The following is a 24,785-nucleotide window of genomic DNA, read 5'->3' on the forward strand; positions in this document are numbered from 1 at the left end:
TTTTCAATTGCCCTGCACCAGTTGCAAGGGCGTCGCCATTACGGTGTTCAGTTCGCGCATGCTGGCCGGCCGCTGGGCCACCAGCGTCAGCACCCATTCCTGAAGATAGGTCGCACCCGGCGTGTTCTTGCCGGTGCGATCATTGGGTACACCAAGCACACGCTGCCAGCCGCGCACGATCATGCCGTCGGCATGCATGCTCAGCAATTGCGGTTCATACAGCGGCGACAGCAACAAGACCGTCGTCCCATCCGCATTTTTCGCACCTTCGGGCGCGCTCAGCGTCATCTGACGCGTGGTGCCGGCCATGCTCATCGTCACGATGCCGGCGAAACCGGCGTCGGCAGCCACTTCCGCCTCGGTGCGGCGGATTCCGTCATGTCTTAATTGTCGAATTATACTGTACATAAATACAGTATATTCCAAAATTGTCCCTCGGCGCAATACGAGTTCTTGCTGTCAAATTCGTCTTCGGGCGTGCTGCTGCGAAAGTACCCAAGGCTGCACGCGGTATATGAATATGCGGATATATTCGTGGCGGCGGCGTGGCGCGCGCAAGAGAATCAACGATTGATTTTTTCTTTCTGGAGTGCGCCATGAGCCGCGATTTGCTGTTGTTGCTGGAAGCCGGATTTACCGACCCGAACCATCCCGGTGAACGTTTCATCTGCCCCGACGGCGCGCCCATCGAAGGCCTGCTGGCCGGCGATCCGGAGCATGCCGGACGCCTCGACGTCCAGCGCCTGCCCTTCGCCAAGCCGCGCCAGAAGGTGATCGCCGCGCTCGATGCGGATCACCAGAGCCTGCCGGTGCTGATCCTTGGCGATGAACAACCGCTGCCGGCCGACAGCGCGCACGTGCAGCAGCTCGGCGACAAGCGCTTCATCACCGACACGCGCCGCATCCTCGACCTGCTGGCGGAACGCCACGGGTTCTTCAAGGTGCATTGATGCATCATCGGTTCGCGCCGATGTCGGCGCGGGCGCTTCCGACCTGATCCTTCCCGCCCCGACCGGAGTATTCCCATGAGCGAATCCAGCACGCGCCCGCGCCAGCTGCATCTCAACATCAACGTCCTGCATTCCGGTTTCGTGCCTTCGGCCTGGCGCCTTCCCGACGCCGATCCGCATGCCTTCATCGACGTCGGCCATTACATCCGCGTGGCGCAGATCGCCGAAGCCGCGAAGTTCGATGCGGTCTTCCTGGCCGACAACGTCTCCATCATCGAGCAGATCGATTTCCGCCCCATCACGGCGCTGGAACCGACCGTGCTGCTGGCCAGCGTGGCGGCGGCGACCACCCACATCGGCGTGATCGGCACCGCCTCGACCAGCTACAACGAGCCGTACAACATCGCGCGCCGCTTCGCCACGCTGGACCATGTCAGCAAGGGCCGCGCAGGATGGAACGTGGTCACCACCGCCGATCTCGGCTCGGCGCGCAACTTCGGCCGCGACGCAGTGCCGAACCACGCTGAACGCTATGCGCGCGCGGCCGAGTTCACCGACGTGGTCAAGGCCTTGTGGGACAGTTGGGAAGACGACGCGGTGATCGGCGACAAGGTCGGCGGCCGCTTCATCGACACCGCCAAGGTGCAGCCGATCGCGCATCGCGGCACGCACTTTTCCGTACACGGCCCGCTCAACTTGCCGCGCACGCCGCAAGGCCATCCGGTGCTGGTGCAGGCGGGCGGTTCCGCCGACGGCCGCGACCTTGCTGCGCGCCATGCCGAGGCGGTATTCTCGGCATCGCAGTCGTTCGAGGAATCGCAGGCTTACGGCCGCGAACTCAATGCGCGCGCAGCGGCCTACGGACGCGGTCCGCATGCGGTCAAGATCCTGGCCGGGCTGACCACCATCATCGGCGCCACGGAAGCGGACGCGATTCGCCGGCGCGACGAGCTGATCGACATGATCCCCTGGAGCTACAACATCAATCGCCTGGCCGGCATCCTGGGCGTGGCGCCGGAACGCATCAAGCTCGATGAACGCCTGCCCGACGATATCGCCCTGCCCAGCAACGGCAATGGCAATCACACCTTCTTCAACGCCACGCTGGCGCAGGCGCGGCAGCACGGCTACACCGCGCGGCAGTTGGTGTATGCATTGGCGGGCGGCGGCGGTCACCGCGTCGTGGTCGGCACACCCGAACAGGTCGCCGACGACATCGAGCACTGGTTCAAGGGCGGTGCAGCCGATGGCTTCAACCTGATGCCGGATGCGCTGCCGAGCGGCTTGCAGGACTTCACCGACGGCGTCGTGCCGATCCTGCAGAAGCGCGGCATTTTCCGCCGCGACTATGAGGGAACGACACTGCGTGAACATCTGGGACTGGCCCGTCCGGGCGGACGCAAGAGCATTGCCGACGCCGCCTGAAGCATGAATTAGTGACGATGATCGAAGCGGCGCGATACGCGCTCACCTACCAGCTGGATGACGGACACCAGCGCAATCAGGATCACGATGACTTCAAACATCACGCGCGTCTCATAGCGCTCGTAACCGTAACGAATCGCCAGGTCGCCCAGCCCGCCGGCGCCGACCGCGCCGGCCATGGCGGAGGCGTTGATCATCGCGATTACGCTGACCGTCATGCCGCCGACGATGCCGGGCAAGGCTTCCGGCAATAGCACGTGGCGGATGATGTGGCGACGCCGGCAGCCCATCGCGCGCGCCGCTTCCACCAGGCCGGGATCGACGTCGTTGAGGCTGACCTGCGCGATGCGCGCATAAAACGGAATCAGATTCACCGTCAGCGGCACCACCGCCGCCCAGGTGCCGAGCGTGGTGCCGACCAGGAAGCGGGTCACCGGCAGCAGCGCCACCAGCATGATGATGAACGGCACCGCGCGGAAGATGTTGACCGTCACCGACAGCCCGCGATGCAGGCGTGGTTTCGGATACAGGCTGCTTTTGGCGGTCACCGTCAGTACGATCGCCAGCAGCAGGCCGAGGCCGATGGCGATCAGCGCCGAGGCGCTTACCATCAGCAAGGTTTCAAAGAAAGCCTGGAAATATTTGTTAAGCGGGGGCAGGGACATAACCGAGAACCTCAATGAAATCAGCGCCGTGTTTTCGTCCAAAGGTCTGTCCAAATACGCCGTTGTTTTTTATCGATTGCCACGACGCCGCCGGCAAGGACACCAGCAAATTTCCCTGAGCATGTCCGCGGATGCGATCAAGGCCGCCGTGGATCAGTGTCGCGTCGGGACCAAGCAAGGCCAGCTGTTGCAGGCTGACGCCCTGCGGTTGCGCCGCGCCGTTGAAGCGCAGGCTCAGCAGCGCATTGCCAGGTTTCCCATCAAGATCATCGACCAACTGCGCCGCCAGGTCGGCCGGCAAGCCATGCTGCAGTGGGCGCAGCAGCGCGCGCGTGGCGGGCGCCTGCGGATCGCCGAACACGCGCCACACTTCACCCTGTTCGACCGCCCGGCCATGGTCCAGCACCAGCACGCGATCGCAGATTTCGCGTATCACCGCCATGTCGTGCGTGATCAGCACCACCGTCAGATCCATCTTGTTGCTGACGTCGCGCAGCAAGGCCAGGATGGCTTGCGTCGATTCGGGATCGAGCGCCGACGTCGCTTCATCGCAAAGCAGGATTTCGGGATCGTGCACCAATGCGCGGGCAATGCCGACGCGTTGTTTCTGGCCGCCCGAGAGTTTGGCCGGATACACCTCGGCCTTGTCGCTCAGGCCGACCAGTTCAAGCAGGGCGTCGACGCGCTTGCGGACCGCGTCCGGCTTGACGCCGGCCACGCGCAGCGGCAGGCCGACATTGTCGCGCACGGTCTTGGCCGACAACAGATTGAAATGCTGGAAGATCATGCCGACGCGGCGGCGCAATTGCACCAGTCCGTCTTCATCGAGTCCGCCGACTTGCAAGCCGTCGATGGCGATGCCGCCCGCGTCGGGCCGCTCCAGTGCATTGATGGTGCGCAGCAAGGTCGACTTGCCGGCGCCGCTGCGGCCGATGATGCCGAAGATTTCTCCGCGCGCGACCGTGAACGAGACATCGCGCAGCGCGTGCACGATGCCGCTCGGCGCCGGATATTGTCTGGAGACTTCGGAAAAGCTCAGATGCACGTCGCTCGCTACTGCCGCAGCGGGTGACAGCAGCGGCGCCGCTGATGATAATGACGCCACCGACGACGGCGCCGACCCTCCTGCACCGGCGCCGATCAAAGCAGCGATACTCAAAATACCGGCACCACCGAGCCGCCGTATTGCTTCTGGATGAACTGGCGCACTTCTTCCGATTGGTAAGCCTTCACCAGCGGCGCGACCCATGCGGCGTTCTTGTCCTGCTCGCGCACCACGATGATGTTGACGTAGGGGTTGTTTTCGCGCTTCTCGACGGCGATGCCGTCACGCGTGGCGATCAGGCCGGCCTGGTAGGCGAAGGTGTTGACGATGGCGGCCGTGTCGACGTCTTCCAGCGAGCGCGCCAGCACCACCGAGGCGGCTTCGGTCAGCGTGATCTTCTTCTTGTAGGCCGTAATGTCGTTCAGCGACACCGTGCCGGTGAACGGATCGAAGCCGTCGCGCAGCGTGATCAGGCCGGCGTCGCGCAACACCACCAGTGCGCGCGTCTGGTTGCTGGGATCGTTGGGAATGGCGACCTTGGCGCCGTCAGGCAGGTCCCTGATCGATTTGTATTTTTTGGAATAGAACGCGATCGGCGAGATGTAGGTATTGCCGACCACGCTCAGCTTGTAGCCGCGCTGCTTGATCTGGTCGCGCAGGAAGGGAATGTGCTGGAACGAGTTGGCGTCGAGGTCGCCGTTGTTGAGCGCTTCATTCGGACTCGCTGCGCCCGAGATGACGACCGCTTCGACGTTCAGGCCGTTCTTCCTGGCGACCTTGGTGACGACTTCCCAGATCTGTTCGTCGGTGCCGCCGCGCACGCCGACGCGCAGCGGTTTGTCGGCCGCCTGGGCTTGGGTGAGGCCCATGACGGAGATCAGTGCGGCTGCGACGATGGCATGCACGCGGAATCGATAGGACAGGTTCATGCTGGTTCCTCTGATGTTTTTATGGACAGGGTGGTGATGCGGAGATAGTGACCAGGCTTATTTGGTCTTGAAATAATCCGGCAGGCGGAAGCCGTCATAGAAGCGATCGGCGCGGATCGCGTTCTGGAACGTGTCGGAGCGGTAGGCCTCGACGATGTCGCGCGCATATTGATCGGTCTGCTTCGTCTTCTTGACCGCCAGCACGTTGATGTAGGCCGGCGTCATGTCTTCCAGGATGAAGGCTTCCGACAGCTTGAGCTTGGCGAAGATGGCAAAGTTGCCCTGGATCGCGGCGAAGTCGGCGTCGTCCAGCGCGCGCGGGCCCTGGGCATTTTCCAGAAGCACCAGCTTGAGGCCGACCTTGTTCTCGACCACATCGAGTTCGGTGACGTCGACCGGATTGGCGTTCTCCCTGATCCTGATCCAGCCCAGGCGCTGCAGGATCCACAGCGCGCGTTGCAGATTGACCGGATCGTTCGGCACGGCGACGGTGAAGCCCTTCTTGAGGCCGTCGAGGCTGCGATGCTTCTTCGAATACAGGCCCATCGGCGGCGTCGGCACCTGCACGATGCCGACCAGGTCGGTCTTGTTGCGTTCGTTGTACGATTTCAGGAACACCGAATGCTGCATCACGTTGGCGTCGATGTCGCCCTTGAAGACGGCGCTGTTGGCTTCCAGCCCGGTGCTGAATTCGTAGTATTTGATCTTGTAGCCTTTCTTTTCCAGCTCGGGCTGCACGCCGACCTTGAATTCGTCGATGTAAGGACCGGGTACGAAACCCACGCGCAGTTCCGGCTTTTGCGGCGCTGCCGATGCTTGTGCGGCGAACAGCGCAATGCTGCTCAACACGAGCGCAGCGAAGAAACGATGGACGACGCGATTACGCATACGACACCCCGAAACGTTCGTTGGGCGGATTATCGTTGAGGTGGTAGTCGCCGATGGCGGCTTCGCGCTGCGTCGCCGGATTGTGCGAGGCCAGCGTGCGCGCGTTGCGCCAGTGGCGATCGAGCCGGCGCTTGTCGCTGGTGGCCGAGGCGCCGCCGACTTCGAACAGCAGCGTGGCGGCTTCCAGCACCTGGCCGATGACGACCTGCTGGGCCTGGAAGGTCTGCACGTCGAGGGCGATGTAATCCTCGGGTTTGGCGGTGCCGGCCAGACGCGCCTGGTGCACGGCGTGGATGGCGTTGGCGACGGCGTTGACCAGTTGTTCCGCCGACCAGGCCAGGCTGGCGAGGCGGCCGACCACGCGATGCACCAGCGGATTTTCACGCGGGCTGGATACTCCCGGCACGCCGAAAGTGCGCGTGCGCGCCTGCGTGAACGCCACCGCATCGCGTTGCACCGCGCGCGCGATGCCGGCCAGCGTGGCCAGGTGCACGGTCTGGTAGAACGCGGTGATGATGGTGTTGCGACGCGGTTGCGAGACGTGATAGCGATCGAGGATCTGCTGTTGTGTCACGAGGACTTTGTCGAAGCGCGTGGTGCCGCTGCCGGTCAGGCGCTGGCCGAAGCCGTCCCAGTCGTCCACGCGCGTCACGCCCGGCGTGTCGCTCTTGATCAGGACGTTGAGATCGGACTCGTCGTCGTGCGCGCGCACCAGAATCCAGTCGGCGTACAGCGTGCCGGTCGAATAATATTTTTCGCCGTTCAGCAGGAAGTGATCGGGACGCTTGTCGGGATCCGGCGTGACGGTAACCGAGTTGCCGGTGGCGCCGGTGCGCTCCGAGGCGGCCGCGCCGAAGGTCTCGCCCTTGCCGATCACGCCGAGCCAGTGACGCGTGTCTTCGTCGTCCTTGCGCTCCAGCAGCAATTCTGTGAAGCCGGCGTTCACGCGCAGGATTTGCGGCAGGTTCGATTCGGCCTCCGCCAGGCGAGTCAGAAGACTGAAGAACTGCGGCAGCGTGACGCCGCTGCCGCCGTGTTCGACCGGCACGCGCAGCGATGTGAAGCCGGCATCCTTGAGCCATTGCACGGCTTCATACGGCAGGTCGCGGTCGTTTTCGCGATCGATGCTGCCTTCCGCGATGCGCGCGAAGATGGGTTCAAAACGCGCCAGCAAGGCGTCGAACGACGGTGGATGTGATGCTTGGGTCATGAGTTGCCTCGGTTATCTGCGGTTATCTGCTTTGCGATGATCGGGATGCGCACGGACTTGCGGCGAAGCAAGTCCGCATCTTCAAGCGCCGATTATCTGGCAGCGAAACTCGCTTGATAACGAAGATAAACAGATATCCATATGCCCTCCTGCAGAGGGCCGCATGCTGCTGCCCGGCTTTGGGCGTTCCCCTATCCAGGGCGGAGCGCGGGAATTCAAGGGCGTTGATTGTTCTATGGATGGAACGATGAATCCGAATTTTGCCTCCTAGTGCACTTTCAACGCAAAACCTACACTTCAGTCCAAGCAGTCGCACTTGCAGCATCACACAGCAAACGCCGCTGCGCTTTACCGGAAGGCTTCGAACGCTTCGTTGCCACAAGCACAACGCCAATAACGCACACAATGCAAACAAGGAGCATCACCATGAACACCACTACCGCACGTCTGGACCGCAGCGTCCTGCAACTCACCGCCGCCGTCCTGCTGATCGCCGTCGCAGGCACTTTCGCCGCCGGCAGCGCCCTGGCCGCCAACGAACCGTCCGACACTGCGCAAGCGCAGCCGGTGAGCGTCCGGCAAACCGTCAAGACGCCGTCGAAGTCCTCGATCAAGCGTCAGGAAATCCAGCAAAAGCTGGCCCGCCATGAGCCGCTGACTTATATCGAAACACTGTATCTGCGTTAATCGACGGCGCCATCAGCCAATACGCATATTTCCGCTGCCGGTTTTCATGAGAAACCGCGCAGCAAGCAACCACCTCACCAGGGAACCATCATGAACATCAAGAAAATCGCCGGCGGCCTGCTTTTCCTTTCCATCGTCGGCAGCGCCATGGCTGAAGAAGCCTATCCGCCAGAAACACAAATCGTCTCGCACAAAACCCGTGCCGAAGTGATCGAAGAATTGAAGCAAGCGCGCGCCAACGGCGAGATCATCAACAACGATCTGTATCCGGTCGAAGTGCAGCACAAGTCGACCGCGACACGCCAGGCCGTGATCGAAGAACTGAAGCAGGCCCGTCAGCATGGCGGTGCGGACGTCAATGGCGGCGCCTGATCGTTGAACAATCGTTGAGCAATTTTCCGACGCCGACAAGACCGGTCGAACCCCGCCTTCCGGTCTTGTCGGCGCCTCATCGGAAACGCCGGTTCGCAGTTTGGAACCGGCGCCTATCATGAAAAAAATCCTCGGTATTTACAGTAGTTCCAGGCAGCATCGCATCGGCGACGGCCTGCTCGCGCATACGCTGTTTTCAAAACGCATGCTGGGACGGCACGTCAGTCCTTTCTTGCTGCTCGATCATGTCGGATCGGCGGACAGCACTGCGCCGGATGCCTGTGCGCGCCAGCTGTATCGAGGCTGCAACGTGTTGACCATGGTGCAGCAAGGTCGCCTGGAATATGTCGACGCCGATGGCAGGAAGCAGGTCCTCAATGCCGGCGATGTGCAATGGCGCAGCGTGACCGACGAGCACGACGCGGCAAGTTTCCGTGCCGCGGCCGCCGGCGGCAATGCGCGTGAAGCCTCGCCGCAAGTGCTGCAGTTGTGGATCGACGTGCCGACCTCGGCATCCTTGTCCTGCTCCGGGAAAATTGTCACGGCCGACAAGATTCCCTCCATCGCCTTGCCTGACGGCGCCGGCAGCATCCGCGTGATCGCGGGAGATTGCCTGAACCGGCGCGGCGCGATGCCGACCATGTCGTCGTTCGATGTATGGCAATTGCAATTGAAGTCGCGCTGCCTGAGCGAGTTCAATACGGTCGAAGGACGCACGTTGTTGCTGGCGATCCTGAGCGGATCGGTGCTGATCAACGGCGACCATGCAGCGCTTGGCGGTGAGGTCGTGATGCTTGATCGCCCCGGCGCGGGTTTGTTGCTGGAAACGCGTGCGGACACCACGGCCCTGCTGCTGAGTGGCGAACCTGTCGACGCCGGCAGTGCGGTGTTTCAATAATCTTCCAGTTCGTCGAAACGTTTGGCGAGGAAGTCGATCAGTTGCCGCACCGACGGCAACAGGAAACGCCGCGACGAATACACGGCGTGGATGATGCCGGACTTCGGCGACCATTCAGGCAATACTTTCACCAGCGCGCCGCTGCGCAACTCATCGATGACCACCATGGTCGGCAGATAGACGATGCCGGCGCCGGCCACGGCGGCGCGCTTGAGCGCCGTGGCGTCATCGGTCATCAGTCGCGGCGTGTGACGGATCGATGCCGTTTCGCCGTCGGCGTTTTCCAGATGCCAGACATGCTGCTCCACCGGGATCGCCAGGCTCATGCTGGGGAAGCGGTGCAGGTCTGCCGGCACTTCGGGGACGCGGCATTTCTCCAGCAGCGCCGGACTGGCCGCCAGGCACCAGTGGCGCACGCCAAAAATCTTCAGCACCAGGTCGCTGTCCTGCAAAGGCGGCAACAAGACGCGCAGCGCGACGTCGATGCCTTCGTTGACGACATCGACGCGCCGGTTGGTCGACTCCACCTGCAAGGTCACGCGCGGATGTTCGATCAGGAAATCCGCCAGCATCACTCCCACCCGACCATGCAGCAGCGCCACCGGACAGGTCAGCCGCACCGTGCCTTGCGGTTCGGCGCGATTTCGTTCGACGGCTTCCTGCGCGGCTTCGGCTTCCACCAGCATGGCCTTGCAGTGCTCGTAATAGCTTTGCCCGATTTCAGTCACCGACAGGCTGCGCGTGGAGCGCTGGATCAGGCGCGCACCGAGGCGCTCTTCCAGCTGCGCGATGCGCCGGCTCAGTTTCGATTTGGGAATGCCCAGCGCGCGACCGGCGGCGGCGAAACCGCGATGGTCCACCACCTGCGCGAAGTAATAGAGGTCGTTCAGATCTTGCGTCATGCGCCTTCCCTGTTTGTTTTTTGTGCGCATCCGATGTCGGCTGCCCGCCAATTATCGACCGAAAAGCCGCGCCCCGCTTGACGATGCCGCGGGGCGGTAGAATATGCACCTTCTTGTCCTTTCCCACCGCCATGAACTGTCGCTCCAACTGCGGCGCGTGCTGCACCGCGCCTTCCATTTCCAGCCCGATTCCGGGCATGCCGAACGGCAAGCCGGCGGGCGTGCCTTGCGTGCAATTGATGGATGACTTGCGCTGCGCGATTTTCGGCCAACCGGAACGACCGGCATGTTGCTCGGGATTGCAGGCGTCGGCGGAGATGTGCGGCGATGGCCGCGAGATGGCGATGCAGTGGCTGGGGACGCTGGAACGGCTGACCGCGCCCGACCGGAACACGGTTCCGGCCTGATGCGCGTCTCTTTCAATGCTTACTGCGGCAAGGCCTTGGCCGCCGCGACCACCTTGGCGGTGTCGAAGTTGTTGATCGCCGGGATGAACTGGTTGGTGTAGAGGTCTTCCAGTTTCGGACTGGTCTGGATGATGTTGTTGGCTTTCATGAACGCCACCATGTTGGCCACCGCGCTGATCGGGATTTCACCCCACTTGACGCCCGGTTCCAGTTTCAGGAATTCCCCACGCGTCTGGATGATGTGCAGACCCTGCTTGATGGCCGTGGCGTCGTCGAGACTGGACGGCTTGGTCAGCGGAAATACTTTCCAGTGAACCTTCAGCGAGCCCTGCGGATTGGCCAGCGCCGTCACCGAACCCATGGCGACGCAGCGCAGGACTTTTTCGATGGTCTGCGGACGCTTGGCGATCATGTCGTCGCGCACGAAGTAGGAGCCGCCGAAGTTGAGCTTCTCGGCGAACGGCGAGGAGAAGCGGCGCAGCTTCAGGCCCATGTTTTCCGCCGTGGCGATCTGCGAATCCCAGGTGCCCCAGATGTCGACGCGGCCTTTCGACAACGCCGTCACGGCTTGGGCGCCGGAGCCGGTCTCCACAAACGTCACGTCCTTGTCGGGATTGACGCCGGCTTCGGTCAGCATGCCCTTGAAGATCTGCACCATCTGCGAACCGTACGACAGCACGCCAATGGTTTTTCCCTTGAAGTCGGCGATGGTCTTGACCGGCGACGAGTCGAGCACCACCGGAAACTGGAAGTTGTGGCGCATGTTGAGGTACACCGCCTTCAACGGCGCGCCCTTGGTGCGCGCGATGATGGCGGCGGCCGGACCCATGTTGACCATGTCGGCCTGGCCGGTCAGCACCGCCTGCATGGCGGTGGTGGAGTTGGTCGGCTGCAGCGTGACATCGAGGCCGGCATTTTCCCAGCACTTGGTGTAGATCGGCAGCGAGGTGTTGTTGACCTGCGAGGCGTCGAGCACGTCGGTGCCGATGGCGATGGTGACTTTTTCACGGGCCTGCGCATTGACCGCGAGGGGAATGCTGATCAGGGCGCCGGCAATGGCGCCGGTGCAGGCAAGGGTGGCAACTGTTCGTTTCATGACGTTTCCTCGTAGGTGAAGTCCAGCATGCTATCCATCTCCGCGGATACCCGCAGGTACGTATCAATCCATTCCTGCAATCGTTCAACGGCCCTGAAAATACGGCCTTCTTTTCTCCAGGAAGGCATGCCGCCCTTCCGTGAAATCTGCACTGGAAAACAATTGCAACTGGCCGTCCAGTTCCAGACCCATGACGGTGTCGAGCGAGCCCGGCAGGCGCGCCAGCGCAGCCTTGGTAAGGCCGACGGCGAGCGGCGGTGCGGCGGCGAACTGGGCCGCCAGGTCGAGCGCGGCCTGTTGCAGTTCATCGCTGTGCACCAATTGATCGGCGAGGCCGAGGCGCAAGGCTTCTTCACCATCGACCACGGCGCTGGTGTAGAGCAGCCGGCGCACCTGGCCGGCGCTGACGCGTTGCGGCAGCGACCATAGCAGGCCCATGTCGGCCATTAAACCGACGTTGGAGTACGCGGTGCAAAAACGCGCGCGTTCGCTGCACAGCACGTAGTCGCAGGCCAGCGCCAAGCCCATGCCGGCGCCGAAGGCGGTGCCGTCGACGGCGGCGATCAGCGGTTTGGGCATGTCGGTGATGGTGCGCAGCAGGCGGTGCGCCAGCGTCATGCGTTTGCGGCTGGCCAAGGCGTCGCCGGCAGGCAGGCTCGACAGATCGCCGCCGGCGCAGAAGCTGCGATCGGTGCCGGCCAGGATGATGGCGCGGCAATCGACATCGCAGGCCAGTCGCTCCAACGTTTCGGTGAGGGCCTCGCGCATTTCCGGCGCCAGCGCGTTGCGGCGCCCGGGCTGGTTCATGGTGACGCAGGCGACCGCGTCGCTGCGTTCCACGATGACGATGCTTTGCATGTCCGCTCCTCCCTGGCGTCAGGATGACCTGCGCCGATGGTGTTTTTTGCTACCGGATCAGCTGATCTTTTCGTTATTCCCTGACAACGCGTTTTGCCTTGTGCGTGCTGCGTGCGAGCGTGCCTTGCGGCAGCACTTCGACGTGCGCGCCGACGTGCAGGCGCTGTTTGATTTCCTGTGTCAGTTGCGCCGCCAATGCCGTCAAGTGCGCCGCATCGGCGGAGGCATCGGTCTGTTCCACGCGCACGTGGATGGATTTCATGAAGCCGGCGGCGTCATGCACCGAGGCGTTGATGACGAGCTGGTATTCGTCGCCGAGGCCGGGTGTGGCGCGCACCAGTTCTTCCACCGCGGAAGGAAAGATGTTGACGCCGCGCACCACCAGCATGTCGTCGGCGCGGCCGCGCACGCCGCCGACCAGGCGCGCATGCGTGCGACCGCAGCTGCACGGCGTGGCGTCGCGCAGCACGATGTCGCCGGTCCACCAGCGCACCAGCGGGCCGGCTTGTTTGTCGAGATGGGTCAGCACCAGCACGCCGGGCGTGCCGTCGGCAACGGCGGCGCCGGTTTCGGCATCGACGATTTCGGCGTAGGCGAAGTCTTCCGCCAGGTGCGGTCCGGCTTGCGCGGTGCAGTCGCCGGCGATGGGCTGGAATTCAAGGCAACCGTAGGCGTCGTAGGCGCGTGCGCCCCACAGCGCTTCGATGCGGCGACGCGTGGCGGGAATGCTGGCGCCCGGTTCTCCGCCCATCATGATGCTGCGCACGGTCGAGGCGGCGGGATCGCGGCCGCGCTTGCGCACTTCTTCGGCGAGATGGGTGATGAACGATGGCGTACCGCACAGCACCGTGCTGCCGTAAGTGAACAGCGTGTCGATCTGGCGCCCGGTGTCCTGGCTGCCGGCCGGGATCACCATGGCGCCGGCGCGCTGATAGCCGGCGGTGGCGCCGAGGCCGCCGACGAACCAGGTATAGCTGAACATGCATTGCACGATGTCGCCGGGACCGATGCCTTGGGCGCGCGCGTGACGTGCGTACAGGCCGGCCCAGCGGTCGAGGTCGTGTCCGCTCCAGAACTGCGGCGAGGGCGCCGACGTCGTGCCGGAGGAAAAATGCATGCGCCGCACCTCGCTCTGGGGCACGGTCATGAATTTGCCGAACGGCGCCTGCGGGCCGAGCGTGTTGATGTAATCAAGCTTGGTGGTAAACGGAAGTTTGCTCAGGTCGGCCAGCGAGCGCAGCTCGCCGACGTTCCAGTCCAGCTGCCGGAACAGCGGCGCATAGTAAGCGCTGTCCCTGGCGAGCCGCGCCAGCTGCACGCGCAGTTGCTCCAGCTGGAATGCCTCCAGCGTGGCGCGATCCCAGCTTTCAGCGGGATCGAGATGCGCGGGCGCGGCGGCGATCGGCGCACCGGAGCGCATGGTTATTGCTCCGCGCCGAGGCCGCGAATCGCAAAAGTGGAGATGGAGTTGGCGACCGCCAGCTTTTCGTCGTCGGTCTGGTCGGCGCGCGGACGGAACCAGATGGTGGTCCAGTTCAGTGCGCCGAAGAAGGCCTTGACGACGATCTGCAGGTCCTGGTCGGGCGCGTGGCCTTCGGTCATGACCTGGCGGATGGTGTCGCGGAACAGGTTCTCGTACTGATCGCGCAGCACCAGGATTTCCGACAGCACTTCGCGCTGGGCGGCGGTGGTTTCGCCGGCCAGGTGCATCTCCAGACCCTGCACGGCGACGCGCTGGTAGGGCAGGTGGTCCATGATCACGGTGATGTGCGCCAGCGTCATGGCGCGCAGCTTGTCGATGGCCCGGGCGTGGGATTTCGAGGCGGCTTCCTGCACGGCGGCCAGGTCCATTTCCATGCCGCGCTTGTGCACGTCGAAAAACAGGTCGGCTTTCTTGCGGTAGTGATGGTAGATCTTGCCCTTGGTGGCGCTGAGGATATCGGCGACATCGTCGATGCTGGTGGCGGCATAACCTTTTGTCATGAATGCCAGCGCGGCAGCGTCGAGAATCTCGCTGCGCGGGTCTGAATCGTCTCCGGCGAATTCATTGTTTGTCGATGCGGGACGTGCTGTGTCGACCTTCATTATGCTTGCTCCTCATTATTGAACTCGGCATGAATCGCCCGTGCGAGCACCAGTCTCTGGATCTCCGAAGTACCTTCATAAATTTCGGTGGCGCGCTGATCACGATAAAGACGCTCGACGAGCGAAGGCTTCACGAAACCTTCTCCGCCAAATACCTGTACACCGATATCGACTGCATCGTGGGCAGCCTCGCTACAGAATAACTTCGCTTGAGCGCCGATAAGCGCGACATCCTGACCAGTATCAAAACTGCGGGCGGTTTCGTATGCAAGCATTCTACCTGCGGATAACCGGGTTGCGACATCTGCAAGTTTGAAACCTATGCCCTGATGATCGAGAAGACACTGGCCGAAGGTGGTGCGAACCGCCGCCCGGCGTGCCGCAGCGTCGTATGCCGCGCGTGCGATGCCGTTCGATTGCGCCGCCACAACAACGCGTCCGACGTTAAGCGCTTCGAGCGCCAGCCTGAGTGCTTTGCCCGGCGTCGCGATCATGCAGTCGGCCGCGACCCAGGTGTCGAGCACGACGGTGCTGTTGACGGTGCCGCGCATGCCCATCTTGTCTTCGCGCGCATCGTCGCGCACGCCCTCGGCGTCGGCCGCCACCATGAAGGCGGCGATGCCGCGCCGGCCTGCGCCAGGCTCCGTTTGCGCAAATACTACGTAGTACGCGCACTCGCCGCCGCCGCCGATCCAGCGCTTCTCGCCGCGCAGCCGCCAGCCGCCGTTCTCCGGTGTCGCCAGGGTCTGCATGTTGGACGGATCGGAGCCGGCTTCACGCTCGCTGAGCGCGAACGAAATCGATTTGCGCCCGGCCACCATGGCGCGGATATAAGTGTCTTTTTGTTTATCGGTGCCGGCGCACAGCAGCGGCATGGCGCCCAGCTGCAGCGTCGCGACGATGCCGCTGGTGGAGGCGCAGGCTTGCGCCAGTTCTTCGATCACGGCGCAGAACGCGGTCAGTGAAGCGCCGCCGCCGCCGTAGTCTTTCGGGATGAACATCGATGCGATACCGCTCTCATGGAGGGCGTCGACATTTTCGTGGGGATAGCGCTGATCGCGGTCGATGCCGGCGGCACGCGGCGCCAGCTGATCGTGGGCGAGACGGCGCGCAATGTCGCGCCACCTGCTTGCGTCAGGGTCGAGGGAAGGATCCCAAATAATCGCCATCGTCTCTCCATTGCGCCGAAGGCTCGGCGGTCAGTGTGTTGTAGAGCGGCTTTCTTATGTTGACTTCATCTTAATATACTAAGTAGTATGATCGGAGTCAAATAGCATTCCGCATTATTTTCGAACACGCGTTCGCCTGCTCTATACGAGACAAAAATTCTGTTTTGACCCAACTCAAAAGCCCGAACCGGGCCGGGAGGCGGCAATGAGCGAGAAAGTCTATGTCACCGGTGTCGGCATGGTGCCGTTTGCGAAGCCAAGTACAAGTACGTCGTATGTGGAAATGGGCGCAGCCGCTGCGCGCGCCGCACTCGCCGATGCCGGCATTCGTTACGAAGCGATCGAGCAGGCCTACGCCGGATATGTCTATGGCGATTCCACCGTCGGCCAGGCGATGCTCTACGAAGTCGGCCTCACCGGCCTGCCCGTCATCAACGTCAACAATAATTGTGCGACCGGTTCGACCGCGCTGTTTCTGGCCCGCCAGGCGATCGCCAGCGGGGCCATCGATTGCGCGCTGGTGATCGGTGTGGAACAGATGATGCCGGGCCCGTTGCGCACCATCTACACCGACCGGCCGGCGCCGTTGCAGCGCTTCCTCGACACCATGGCAAGCAATCGCGGCTACGACCCGGAGCTGCCGCGCGCGCCGCAATTTTTTGGCGGCGCGGGCCAGGACTATCTTGATCAATACGGCATCGCACCGGAGACCTTCGGACAAATTTCGGTGAAGGCGCGCCGCCACGCGGCCAACAATCCTTACGCCGTATTCCGCACGCCGGTGACGCTGGAAGAAGTCATGGCCTCGCCAACCGTATTCGGCCTGCTGACGCGTTTGCAATGCTGTCCGCCGACCTGCGGCGCGGCGGCCGCGGTGCTGTGCTCCAAACGCTTCGCGCGCTGGTTCAATCTCGACACCAGCGTCGCCATCGCAGCACAGGCGATGACCACCGACCAGGCCGATTCCTTCGACAGCGGCGACATGCGCAAGCTGGTCGGCTGCGGCATGGCGGCCATCGCCGCGGAACGCGCCTATGCCGAAGCCGGCGTCGGCCCCGAAGACATTCAGGTAGTCGAACTGCACGACTGCTTCACCGCCAACGAACTGATCAGCTACGAAGCGCTGCAACTGACGCCGCCCGGCACCGCCGAGAAATTCATCCTCGACGGCGACAACACCTATGGCGGCAAGATCGTCACCAATCCTTCCGGCGGCCTCTTGTCGAAGGGCCATCCGCTAGGCGCCACCGGCCTCGCGCAATGCGCGGAACTGACCTGGCAGTTGCGCGGCCAGGCCGAACGGCGCCAGGTCGATGGCGCACGCTGGGGCCTGCAACACAACCTCGGCCTGGGCGGCGCCTGCGTCGTCACCGTCTACGAAAAAACCAACTGAACCGAAGCTTGTCCGTTATTAACCCATAAAGCACGGCACAGACCGGGCCCTCAAAGCTATCCTGGAGACCACATGAACAAGAAACTGGAAGGTAAGGTCGCCATCGTCAGCGGTTCCGGCCGCGGCATCGGCCGCGAGATTGCTCTCAAGCTGGCCGCCGACGGCGCGGCCCTGGTCATCAATGATCTCGATGAAAAAATGGCCGCCGGCGTCGTCCAGGAAATCGTCGACGCCGGCGGTCGCGCCACGGCCTGCTGCGGCGACGTCACGGCGCCCGAATTCGCCACGCGGTTCATCGACACCGCACTGGACAGCTTCGGCCGCCTCGACATCATCGTCAACAATGCCGGCTACACGTGGGACAACGTCATCCAGAAAATGACCGACGAACAATGGGACGCCATCATGGCGGTGCACGTGACGGCGCCGTTCCGCATCCTGCGCGCGGCGTCGGAATATTTCCGCCGCGCCGCCAAGGAAGAAACTGCACAAGGCGTCGAAGTGTTCCGCAAGGTGGTCAACATCTCGTCGGTGTCGGGCGTGATGGGCAACGCCGGCCAGGCCAATTATTCCGCCGCCAAGTCAGCCATCAACGGCCTCACCAAGGCGCTGGCCAAGGAGTGGGGACGCTACAAGGTCAACGTCAACAGCGTCGCCTTCGGCCTGATCAAGACGCGCCTGACCGAAGCGACCGCAGGTGACGACGCCACCATCAATATTTCGGGTAACGAGATCAAGGTCGGCGTCAACCAGCAACTGATGCAGAACCTGGAAACGCTGATCCCGATGGGCCGCGCGGGCACGCCAGCTGAAGCGGCGGGCGCGGTGTATCTGTTCTGCATTCCGGAGTCGAACTACATCAGCGGGCAAATCGTGATCTGCGGCGGAGGAAGACCTTAACCCCTCAGTGCATGCTCCTTGAGCATCTGCTTCGCGATCAGCAGTTGCTGGATCTGCGAGGTGCCCTCGTAGATGCGCATCACGCGCACATCGCGATAGATGCGTTCGATTGGGTAATCGCTCATGAAGCCGGCGCCGCCGAAGATCTGCAGCACGCGGTCGGCCACCTTGCCCGCCGTTTCGGTGGCGAACAATTTGCAGCACGAGGCTTCCTTGACCACCGGCAGGTCCTGGTCGAAGCGGCGCGCCGTATATTCGACCATGCACTGCGCGGCCAGCAACTCGGTTTCCGAATCGGCCAGCATCGCCTGTATCAATTGATGCTGTGCAATCGGCTCGCCGAAGGCGCGGCGTTCGGTGGCGTAGTCCAGCGCTTCTTCGATCAGGCGACGGCCGGTGCCGATGGCGGCGGCGGCGATGCCGAGGCGGCCGCGGTTGAGCGAAGACATCGCCAGCGTAAAGCCGAGTCCCGGCTCGCCGATGATGGCGTCGGCGGGAATGCGGCAGTCGCTGAAGATCACGTCGGCCGTGTGCGAGCCATGCAATCCCATCTTGCGGTCGGTGCTGCCGATGCTCAGGCCGGGTGCGCCGCGTTCCACGATGAAGGCGGACAGGCCGCGATGGTCGCGACTGTCGGCATCGGTGCGCGCGATCACGGTGAAGACGTCGGCCGAAGGCGCATTGGTGATGTAGCGCTTGACGCCGTTGAGCACCCACTCGTCGCCGTCCAGGCGCGCGCTGGTGCGCAGTGCGGCCGCATCGGAGCCGCAGTCCGGCTCGGTCAGGCAGAACGCCGCGATCATCTCCCCCGCGGCCATGCGCGCCAGGTAGCGCTCGCGCTGGGCGTCGCTGCCGCAAGTCAGCAGGCCGTGCGAGCCGACGCCGTTGTTGATGCCGATGGCGGAACGAAACGACAGGTTGGCGCGGCACAATGCGATCAGCACCGCGACTTCATCTTCCATGCCGAGTCCGAGGCCGCCCCAACGTTCCGGAATGCTCAGGCCGAACAAGCCGAGCGCCGCCATTTCGCCGAGGATGTCGTCGGGCACGCGCCGTTGTTCTTCCACCAGCGCCTCGTTCGGCAACAGGCGTTCGGCGACGAAGCGTTCCACCGCAGCGACGAATTGTTTGCGGGTTTGCTGGTCAAGCGTCATGGAGAATTTCCTTGCGGACTTTTGTTTCGGCGTGTGACGCGATGACGGCTGCACCATGATTGAGAACCACCACGCCGCGTTGCGGAACGCTGCACCGGAACGCGATGCGGTTGCCATTTTCACCCTCGCGCCAGATTTCAGTACGCAGTATTTCACCCGGATAGACCGGCGCCGAGAAGCGCGCGCCGATCGACCTGATGTCCATGCGGAGTTCGGGCTGCGGCGACCAGCACAGCGCCTTGAGCAAGGCATGGCCGGCCATGCCGAAGGTGCACAGGCCGTGCAGGATCGGGCGCGGGAAGCCGGCGCGCAGAGCCACTTCGGGATCGGCATGCAGCGGATTGCCATCGCCCGACAGCCGGTAGATCAACGCAGCCTGCGACAGGATGGGCAGGTCGATGCAGAAGTCCGCCGGCCGTTCCGGCAACGGCGCGGGCGGGGGATGAAGGTGGCCGGAGGCGGCCGCAGGCATGTTCTGTACGCCGCCGTCGCCGCGGCACATGGTGGTCATGCGCAGGGTGCAGACCGGTTCGCCGCTGTCTTCTTCGGTGACGACGCGTTCCTGGTAAATCAGCGCGCCCTTGTCCGGCCCCTTGTCGACGATATCGACAATCCGTGTATCGCCGATCAGGCGTGCGCAGACCGGCAGCGGCTTGTGCACGATCACCTGCTGTTCGGCGTGCACCACGCGCGTCCAGTCGATGCCGGTGTCGGGCATCTTCATCCAGAAGCCGGGATAGGCCAGCACCGTCGCCATGGTGGGCAGCACGCGCAGGCCTTCTTCATACACATAATGGAGTTGATCCCGGTCGAGCGGATCGGCGCCGAGGCCGACGCCGAGTGCGTACAGGATGCAATCCTGCGGGCGCACGTGCTGGCGCGCGATGGGAATCTTCCAGTGCATCAGCTTGCGATAGTCGATCGTCATGTGGCCTCGTCTGGGATGGACAGGGTGAGCACTTGCGGACATGAACCAGGTACTGCTGCGGCAGGGCGATGGAAGCTGTCGGCGCTGATGACGGTGACAAAGGTGATAACGTGCGCCGCGTCGGAAGGTGCCGCAATGCGGCTAAGGAATTGACGAATCGTCCTTGACATATACATACTACTAAGTATATTTAATTGAAGTCAACCAGAAGTGAAAAATGAGTGACGGGCGCCGCACGGCAACATGTGCGGGCCGGGCGTGTTGCAGGTAAAGTACGGAGCTGAGTCGATTTCTGACTCGCTACCTGATTTACACGCGACCAACGGAGACCAGATGCAACATCCAGGGACTTTGATCCGCGCCATGCTGGCGCGCGGCGGCGCCGTGCCGGTGCCGGGCTGCTACGACGCGCTCGGCGCCCTGCTGATCGAACAGGCCGGCTTTGAAGCCGCCTACATGACCGGATTTTCGCTCGCCTCAAGCTACGGCAAGCCCGATATCGGCCTGCTCACCATGACCGACATGGTGCAGCAGGCGACGCGCATCGCCGAAGCGGTGTCGCTTCCCGTACTGGTCGACGCCGACACCGGCTACGGCGGCGCCGCCAACATCGTTGAAACCGTGCGCGCGTTCGAAAAAGCCGGCATCGCCGGACTGCATCTGGAAGACCAGATCATGCCCAAGAAATGCGGCGCCATGGCCGGCAAGAAACTGGTGCCGATCGAAGAAATGTCCCTGCGCCTGAAAGCCGCGCGTGCCGGGCGCAAGAGCAGCGAGTTCGTCATCATCGGCCGCACCGACGCCATGACCATCTACGGCCTCGACGAAGTCATCGCGCGCGCAAAGGCAATGGAACGCGCCGGCGCCGACGCCGTCATGGCGCCCTCGCTGAGCACGCCGGTCGAGCTGGAAGCGGTGGCGTCGAGCGTGAAGATCCCGGTGATCTATGTCGCTGCCGAAACCGTTCGTCCCAATTACACGCGCCAGCAACTTGCCGCCGCCGGTTTCGCCATGTCGCTGTATCCGCTGTCGCTGATCCAGACCACATTCAAGGCGCAGCAGGATATGTTGCGCAGCATGTTCGCCAGCGGCGACACCGTACAACTGGTCGACGGCATGGCGCAGTTCGCCGACGTCGGACGGCTGGTCGGCGTGGAACGCGCCGCCGCCTTCGATGCAGAACTGGCGACACAAGTGAACGAAGAGAGCTGACCGCTATGGGCGCGACCATGACGCAGAAAATCCTTGCGCGCACCAGCCGCAAGGACAGCGTGCAGCACGGCGAAATCATCTGGGCCAGTCCGGACCTGGTGACGGCGCCGGAAGTATCGTTCTCCGCCTATATCAAACGCATCCGCGAAATCGGCGTCACGAAACTGGCGCATCCCGAACGTGTCGCCGTCATCATCGACCACGAAGTGCCGGTGCACAGCGTCGCCGGCGCCGAGCGCAACAAGCTCACGCGCCAACTGGCGCAGGAGTGGTCGGTCGGTCATTTCTTCGATGGCGTCGGGATTACGCATCCATTGATGGTGGAGCAGGGCCTGGTGGCGCCGGGCATGTTCGCCGCCGGCGCCGACAGCCATGCGCCCGGCCTGGGCGCGGTCGGCGCCTTGTCGGTGCCGTTCGGTTTTGAAGTATCGATGGTGCTGGCCACCGGCCAGATCTGGATGAAGGTCCCGGAGACCATCCGCGTGCGCCTGCATGGCGCCTGCCGCCCTGGCGTGGCGGCGCGCGACATCGTGCTGGCGACCATGCAGCAACTCGACGACGAAGCCACCAGCTATCGCGTCATCGAATACCAGGGCGAAGGCCTGGCTACGCTGTCGGTGCCGGAGCGCATGACGATCTGCGGCCTGTGCGTCGACGCCGGCGCCAAGTCGGGCATCGCCGCCGTCGACCAGCGCTGCATCGATTATCTGCGCTACCTGCGCGCGCATGGCGTGACCGATCTGCCAGCGCCGGAGTCAATCAACAGCGACGCCGACGCCGAGTACGCGATGACCATCGATATCGACCTGTCGACGCTGACGCCGCGCGTGTCGATCCCGCCGTCGCCCAACCACGTGCGCGAAGCGCAGGCGATGTCCGGCATCGTCATCCAGCATGCGTATATCGGGTCCTGCGTATCCGGCTCGATTGAAGACATCCGTTCCGCCGCCGCCATTCTGCGCGGCCGCAAGGTGCATGCCGGTGTGCACCTGCTGGTGATCCCGGCAACGCAGCAAGTTTTTCAGCAGGCTTTGCAGGAAGGCCTGCTGACCGAACTCACCGCCGCCGGCGCGACCATTTCGCCATCGACCTGCGGTCCCTGTTTCGGCGGCATCGCGCAACTCGCTGCAGGCGAACGCCGCATCAGCACCAGCACGCGCAACGACCCGGGCCGCATGGGCAGCAACGAGGCCGAGATTTTCCTGGCTAGCGCGATGACGGTGGCGGCGTCCGCGATCACCGGCCACATCACCGATCCGCGCGCCTATGCCACTCATGTAGAAGGAGGCGCAGCATGAGCGCCGCCGGCAAAACCAGCAGCGGCCGCGCCTGGAAATTTTCCAGCGACATCTCCAGCGACCAGCTGATTTCGGCGCGCCACGTGTTCGAGTTCGATCCGCGCATGCTGCGCCATCACCTGTTGGCCGAAGTGCGGCCGGAGTTTGCGCAGCAGGCGCAACCCGGCGACGTCATCGTGGCCGGCCGCAACTTCGCCCACGGCAGCAACCACAGCCATCCCTTCCTGGCGATGAAGGCGCTCGGCGTCGGCCTGCTGGTGCGTTCGCTGTCGCGCGGGCCGTTCCGGCTGGCGATCTTCATGGGCGTGCCGGTGCTGATGGCTGGTGCCGATGTACTGGATGCCATCAACGACGGCGATCGGCTCGACATCGATTTCAGCCGCGGTGCGATCTTCAACGCGACCAGCGGCAAGCAGATGCACGTGGAGCCGCTGGCGCCGTTCCTGCAGGAGATTGTCAATGCCGGCGGCGGTCTCGAATTCGTGAAGTCGCAGTTGACCACTTAGGTTCAGATTTGCCCGATGCAGTATTCATTTGCTCGGTAGTGATTTGCTCTATGATGCTTGCCATTCAGGAGTCAACCGGATGTCAGTTATGTCGATCGTGCGAGACACGCCATTCAGCCAGGAAGCAAACGCCGTGAACGGTCGCGCGGCGATTGTCGTCGAGGCGCTGGAAAAAACCTACGCCACCCACGACGGCGGCAAGGTGCAGGCGCTCGGCCCGATTTCGGTGTCGGTGCCGCTAGGCGGATTCATGACCATCGTCGGCCCCTCTGGCTGCGGCAAGTCGACCTTGCTCAAATTGCTTTCCGGATTGATCCCGCGCTCGGCCGGCTCGATCAAGGTCAACGGCGAAGAAGTGCACGAGCCGCATCGCGACATCGGCATGGTGTTCCAGAGCCCGGTGCTGCTGCCGTGGAAAACCGCCATTGAAAACGTCCTGCTGCCGGCGCGGGTGCTCGGCCTTGACATGGCGTCCAGCCGCGTGCGTGCGCAGGAATTGCTGGACATGGTCGGCCTGGCCGATTTCGCCCATCGTTATCCGAACGAATTATCGGGCGGCATGCAGCAGCGCGTCGCCATCGCCCGCTCGCTGATCCACGATCCTTCCATCCTGATGATGGACGAGCCCTTCGGCGCGCTCGACGCCATGACGCGCGAGGTGATGAACCTGGAGCTGCTGCGCATCTGGCGCAAGGCCGGCAAGACGGTGGTCTTCGTGACGCACTCGATTCCGGAAGCGATTTTCCTCGGCACCCATGTGATGGTGCTGTCCAATCGTCCGGGCCGCATCGCCGACCTGGTCACGGTGGACCTGCCCGCCGAACGCGGTCTCGACATCATGTCGACCGACGCCTTCGGCGTGTACAGCAAGCGCATCCGCAGCCAGTTCAATACACAGGGATTCATCTGATGGAACGCATCCATATCAGCGCCGCCGCTGCCAAGGTTACACCGGCGCCTGCTTCTTTCAGCCTGCGCCGCACGCTCAAGGCGCGGCCCGAACTGCTGCTGATCCCCGCGGTATTTGTCGCCGTGGTAGTGGTGTGGGAGGCGATCATCCGCTGCTTTGAAATCCCCATCTACATCATGCCGGCGCCGTCCAATATCGCGCTGGCGCTGGTCAATACAAGCTATCTCGACAACGCGCTGTACACGCTCGGTGAAGCCATGCTCGGCTTCCTTCTGGCGGCCTTGTTGGGCATCGTGCTGGGCGGCCTGATCGCACAATTTCCATTGGCCGAGAAGACCTTGTATCCCTACCTGATCGCGATCCAGACCACGCCCAAGGTTGCGGTGGCGCCGCTGTTCATCATGTGGTTCGGTTTTGGCATGACGTCCAAGGTCATCATCGCGGCGACGATTGCGTTCTTCCCGATCCTGGTCAACGTCATCAGCGGCTTGCGCTCGACCGATCCGGCGCGGCTGGAACTGATGCGCTCGCTGCGTGCGACGCGCTGGCAGATTTTCACGATGGTCCGCCTGCCGGGCGCGCTGCCGATGATCTTCGCGGGACTCAACATCGCGATCATCTTCAGCATTCTCGGCGCCATCGTCGGCGAGTTCCTCGGCTCACGCAAGGGACTCGGCAACGCCATCATGCAGATGAACGTCAACCTCGACACCGCGGGCGTGTTCGCCACGCTGTTCGTGCTGTCGGCGATCGGCGTGTGTCTGCATGTGCTGATGAGTTTCTTGCAACGCAAGGCTTTGTTCTGGGCTGACAGTTCGCGGATTCCAACCGTCTGAATGCGCAAGCATAGCCGATCAGGGAAGATCCGGTTCCGGCTCAGCTGAAAATACTTCATCTC

The 24,785-nt window shown here is 63.2% G+C and carries 27 protein-coding genes; 13 read left to right on the forward strand and 14 right to left on the reverse strand.

What is annotated here, in order from left to right; genetic code table 11:
* Nucleotides 1-3: 3 nt before the first annotated feature.
* Nucleotides 4-351 carry a hypothetical protein gene (locus DXT88_RS02025; RefSeq protein WP_265211365.1) on the reverse strand — a complete coding sequence of 116 codons (348 nt, stop codon included), beginning with the start codon at nucleotides 349-351 and terminating at the stop codon, nucleotides 4-6.
* Between the two features lie 245 nt (nucleotides 352-596).
* Here DXT88_RS02025 and DXT88_RS02030 point away from each other — a divergent pair, with 245 nt between their 5' ends.
* Nucleotides 597-950: a DUF3088 domain-containing protein gene (locus DXT88_RS02030; RefSeq protein ID WP_265211367.1), complete on the forward strand. Its 354-nt coding sequence runs from the start codon at nucleotides 597-599 to the stop codon at nucleotides 948-950.
* 75 nt (nucleotides 951-1,025) lie between these two features.
* Nucleotides 1,026-2,375, forward strand: a complete 1,350-nt coding sequence (locus DXT88_RS02035; protein ID WP_265211369.1) for an LLM class flavin-dependent oxidoreductase — start codon at nucleotides 1,026-1,028, stop codon at nucleotides 2,373-2,375.
* 8 nt (nucleotides 2,376-2,383) lie between these two features.
* Here DXT88_RS02035 and DXT88_RS02040 read toward each other — a convergent pair whose 3' ends face one another.
* From DXT88_RS02040 to DXT88_RS02060, 5 genes are all read right to left on the reverse strand, one after another.
* Nucleotides 2,384-3,040, reverse strand: coding sequence for a methionine ABC transporter permease (locus tag DXT88_RS02040; protein ID WP_116436482.1), 657 nt, complete (start codon nucleotides 3,038-3,040; stop codon nucleotides 2,384-2,386).
* Nucleotides 3,021-4,145: a methionine ABC transporter ATP-binding protein gene (locus tag DXT88_RS02045; protein WP_407649262.1), complete on the reverse strand. Its 1,125-nt coding sequence runs from the start codon at nucleotides 4,143-4,145 to the stop codon at nucleotides 3,021-3,023. Before DXT88_RS02045 ends, DXT88_RS02040 begins: the two co-directional genes overlap by 20 nt.
* Nucleotides 4,146-4,195: 50 nt before the next feature.
* On the reverse strand, nucleotides 4,196-4,954 hold the full coding sequence (locus DXT88_RS02050) for a MetQ/NlpA family ABC transporter substrate-binding protein (RefSeq protein WP_050977710.1): 759 nt from the start codon (nucleotides 4,952-4,954) through the stop codon (nucleotides 4,196-4,198).
* A gap of 117 nt (nucleotides 4,955-5,071) precedes the next feature.
* Entirely contained in the window at nucleotides 5,072-5,902 is an 831-nt protein-coding gene (locus DXT88_RS02055; RefSeq protein WP_265211373.1) for a MetQ/NlpA family ABC transporter substrate-binding protein, read from the reverse strand.
* Nucleotides 5,895-7,112 (reverse strand): acyl-CoA dehydrogenase family protein, encoded by a 1,218-nt coding sequence (locus DXT88_RS02060; protein WP_265211375.1) that lies wholly within the window; start codon nucleotides 7,110-7,112, stop codon nucleotides 5,895-5,897. The genes DXT88_RS02055 and DXT88_RS02060 overlap by 8 nt, the downstream gene beginning before the upstream one ends.
* 426 nt (nucleotides 7,113-7,538) lie before the next feature.
* Between DXT88_RS02060 and DXT88_RS02065 the strand changes: the two genes are divergently transcribed.
* From DXT88_RS02065 to DXT88_RS02075, 3 genes are all read left to right on the forward strand, one after another.
* Nucleotides 7,539-7,799, forward strand: a complete 261-nt coding sequence (locus DXT88_RS02065; protein WP_016834423.1) for a hypothetical protein — start codon at nucleotides 7,539-7,541, stop codon at nucleotides 7,797-7,799.
* A 90-nt stretch (nucleotides 7,800-7,889) separates the two neighbouring features.
* The gene (locus tag DXT88_RS02070; protein ID WP_016834424.1) at nucleotides 7,890-8,171 is read left to right on the forward strand and encodes a DUF4148 domain-containing protein; all 282 of its coding nucleotides are present in this window, start codon (nucleotides 7,890-7,892) and stop codon (nucleotides 8,169-8,171) included.
* A 118-nt stretch (nucleotides 8,172-8,289) separates the two neighbouring features.
* Nucleotides 8,290-9,069, forward strand: coding sequence for a pirin family protein (locus tag DXT88_RS02075; protein ID WP_265211379.1), 780 nt, complete (start codon nucleotides 8,290-8,292; stop codon nucleotides 9,067-9,069).
* On the opposite strand, the gene DXT88_RS02080 is transcribed toward DXT88_RS02075, so the two are convergent.
* On the reverse strand, nucleotides 9,063-9,971 hold the full coding sequence (locus DXT88_RS02080) for a LysR family transcriptional regulator (protein WP_265211381.1): 909 nt from the start codon (nucleotides 9,969-9,971) through the stop codon (nucleotides 9,063-9,065). The genes DXT88_RS02075 and DXT88_RS02080 overlap by 7 nt on opposite strands.
* 131 nt (nucleotides 9,972-10,102) lie before the next feature.
* On the opposite strand from DXT88_RS02080, the gene DXT88_RS02085 reads away from it, so the two are divergent.
* Entirely contained in the window at nucleotides 10,103-10,378 is a 276-nt protein-coding gene (locus DXT88_RS02085) for a YkgJ family cysteine cluster protein (RefSeq protein ID WP_265211565.1), read from the forward strand.
* Between the two features lie 19 nt (nucleotides 10,379-10,397).
* Here DXT88_RS02085 and DXT88_RS02090 read toward each other — a convergent pair whose 3' ends face one another.
* From DXT88_RS02090 to DXT88_RS02110, 5 genes are all read right to left on the reverse strand, one after another.
* The gene (locus DXT88_RS02090) at nucleotides 10,398-11,474 is read right to left on the reverse strand and encodes an ABC transporter substrate-binding protein (RefSeq protein WP_016834429.1); all 1,077 of its coding nucleotides are present in this window, start codon (nucleotides 11,472-11,474) and stop codon (nucleotides 10,398-10,400) included.
* An 84-nt stretch (nucleotides 11,475-11,558) separates the two neighbouring features.
* Complete coding sequence (locus DXT88_RS02095; protein ID WP_265211383.1) at nucleotides 11,559-12,332, reverse strand: enoyl-CoA hydratase/isomerase family protein; 774 nt, start codon at nucleotides 12,330-12,332, stop codon at nucleotides 11,559-11,561.
* Nucleotides 12,333-12,405: 73 nt separating this feature from the next.
* Nucleotides 12,406-13,752 carry a phenylacetate--CoA ligase family protein gene (locus DXT88_RS02100; protein WP_265211385.1) on the reverse strand — a complete coding sequence of 449 codons (1,347 nt, stop codon included), beginning with the start codon at nucleotides 13,750-13,752 and terminating at the stop codon, nucleotides 12,406-12,408.
* A gap of 2 nt (nucleotides 13,753-13,754) precedes the next feature.
* On the reverse strand, nucleotides 13,755-14,417 hold the full coding sequence (locus tag DXT88_RS02105) for a TetR/AcrR family transcriptional regulator (protein WP_265211387.1): 663 nt from the start codon (nucleotides 14,415-14,417) through the stop codon (nucleotides 13,755-13,757).
* Nucleotides 14,417-15,586, reverse strand: a complete 1,170-nt coding sequence (locus DXT88_RS02110) for an acyl-CoA dehydrogenase family protein (protein ID WP_265211389.1) — start codon at nucleotides 15,584-15,586, stop codon at nucleotides 14,417-14,419. Before DXT88_RS02110 ends, DXT88_RS02105 begins: the two co-directional genes overlap by 1 nt.
* Before the next feature lie 205 nt (nucleotides 15,587-15,791).
* Between DXT88_RS02110 and DXT88_RS02115 the strand changes: the two genes are divergently transcribed.
* Both DXT88_RS02115 and DXT88_RS02120 read left to right on the forward strand, forming a co-directional pair.
* Nucleotides 15,792-16,979, forward strand: a complete 1,188-nt coding sequence (locus DXT88_RS02115; protein WP_265211391.1) for a lipid-transfer protein — start codon at nucleotides 15,792-15,794, stop codon at nucleotides 16,977-16,979.
* A 72-nt stretch (nucleotides 16,980-17,051) separates the two neighbouring features.
* Nucleotides 17,052-17,879, forward strand: a complete 828-nt coding sequence (locus DXT88_RS02120) for an SDR family NAD(P)-dependent oxidoreductase (RefSeq protein ID WP_016834435.1) — start codon at nucleotides 17,052-17,054, stop codon at nucleotides 17,877-17,879.
* Here DXT88_RS02120 and DXT88_RS02125 read toward each other — a convergent pair.
* Together DXT88_RS02125 and DXT88_RS02130 are read right to left on the reverse strand one after the other, a co-directional pair.
* Nucleotides 17,876-19,033: an acyl-CoA dehydrogenase family protein gene (locus DXT88_RS02125; protein WP_265211394.1), complete on the reverse strand. Its 1,158-nt coding sequence runs from the start codon at nucleotides 19,031-19,033 to the stop codon at nucleotides 17,876-17,878. The genes DXT88_RS02120 and DXT88_RS02125 overlap by 4 nt on opposite strands.
* Nucleotides 19,023-19,961, reverse strand: a complete 939-nt coding sequence (locus DXT88_RS02130) for a MaoC/PaaZ C-terminal domain-containing protein (RefSeq protein ID WP_265211396.1) — start codon at nucleotides 19,959-19,961, stop codon at nucleotides 19,023-19,025. The genes DXT88_RS02125 and DXT88_RS02130 overlap by 11 nt, the downstream gene beginning before the upstream one ends.
* Before the next feature lie 333 nt (nucleotides 19,962-20,294).
* Between DXT88_RS02130 and DXT88_RS02135 the strand changes: the two genes are divergently transcribed.
* The 5 genes from DXT88_RS02135 (at nucleotide 20,295) to DXT88_RS02155 (ending at nucleotide 24,723) form a co-directional block, all read left to right on the forward strand.
* Nucleotides 20,295-21,173 carry an isocitrate lyase/PEP mutase family protein gene (locus tag DXT88_RS02135; RefSeq protein ID WP_265211397.1) on the forward strand — a complete coding sequence of 293 codons (879 nt, stop codon included), beginning with the start codon at nucleotides 20,295-20,297 and terminating at the stop codon, nucleotides 21,171-21,173.
* A gap of 17 nt (nucleotides 21,174-21,190) precedes the next feature.
* The gene (locus tag DXT88_RS02140) at nucleotides 21,191-22,471 is read left to right on the forward strand and encodes a 3-isopropylmalate dehydratase large subunit (RefSeq protein WP_265211398.1); all 1,281 of its coding nucleotides are present in this window, start codon (nucleotides 21,191-21,193) and stop codon (nucleotides 22,469-22,471) included.
* Complete coding sequence (locus DXT88_RS02145) at nucleotides 22,468-22,977, forward strand: LeuD/DmdB family oxidoreductase small subunit (protein WP_265211400.1); 510 nt, start codon at nucleotides 22,468-22,470, stop codon at nucleotides 22,975-22,977. The genes DXT88_RS02140 and DXT88_RS02145 overlap by 4 nt, the downstream gene beginning before the upstream one ends.
* Nucleotides 22,978-23,056: 79 nt before the next feature.
* On the forward strand, nucleotides 23,057-23,887 hold the full coding sequence (locus DXT88_RS02150; protein WP_265211402.1) for an ABC transporter ATP-binding protein: 831 nt from the start codon (nucleotides 23,057-23,059) through the stop codon (nucleotides 23,885-23,887).
* Nucleotides 23,887-24,723: an ABC transporter permease gene (locus DXT88_RS02155; RefSeq protein ID WP_265211404.1), complete on the forward strand. Its 837-nt coding sequence runs from the start codon at nucleotides 23,887-23,889 to the stop codon at nucleotides 24,721-24,723. Before DXT88_RS02150 ends, DXT88_RS02155 begins: the two co-directional genes overlap by 1 nt.
* The last annotated feature ends 62 nt before the right edge of the window (nucleotides 24,724-24,785 follow it).

The organism is Herbaspirillum lusitanum (assembly GCF_026127345.1).
Taxonomy (GTDB): Bacteria; Pseudomonadota; Gammaproteobacteria; order Burkholderiales; family Burkholderiaceae_D; genus Herbaspirillum; species Herbaspirillum lusitanum.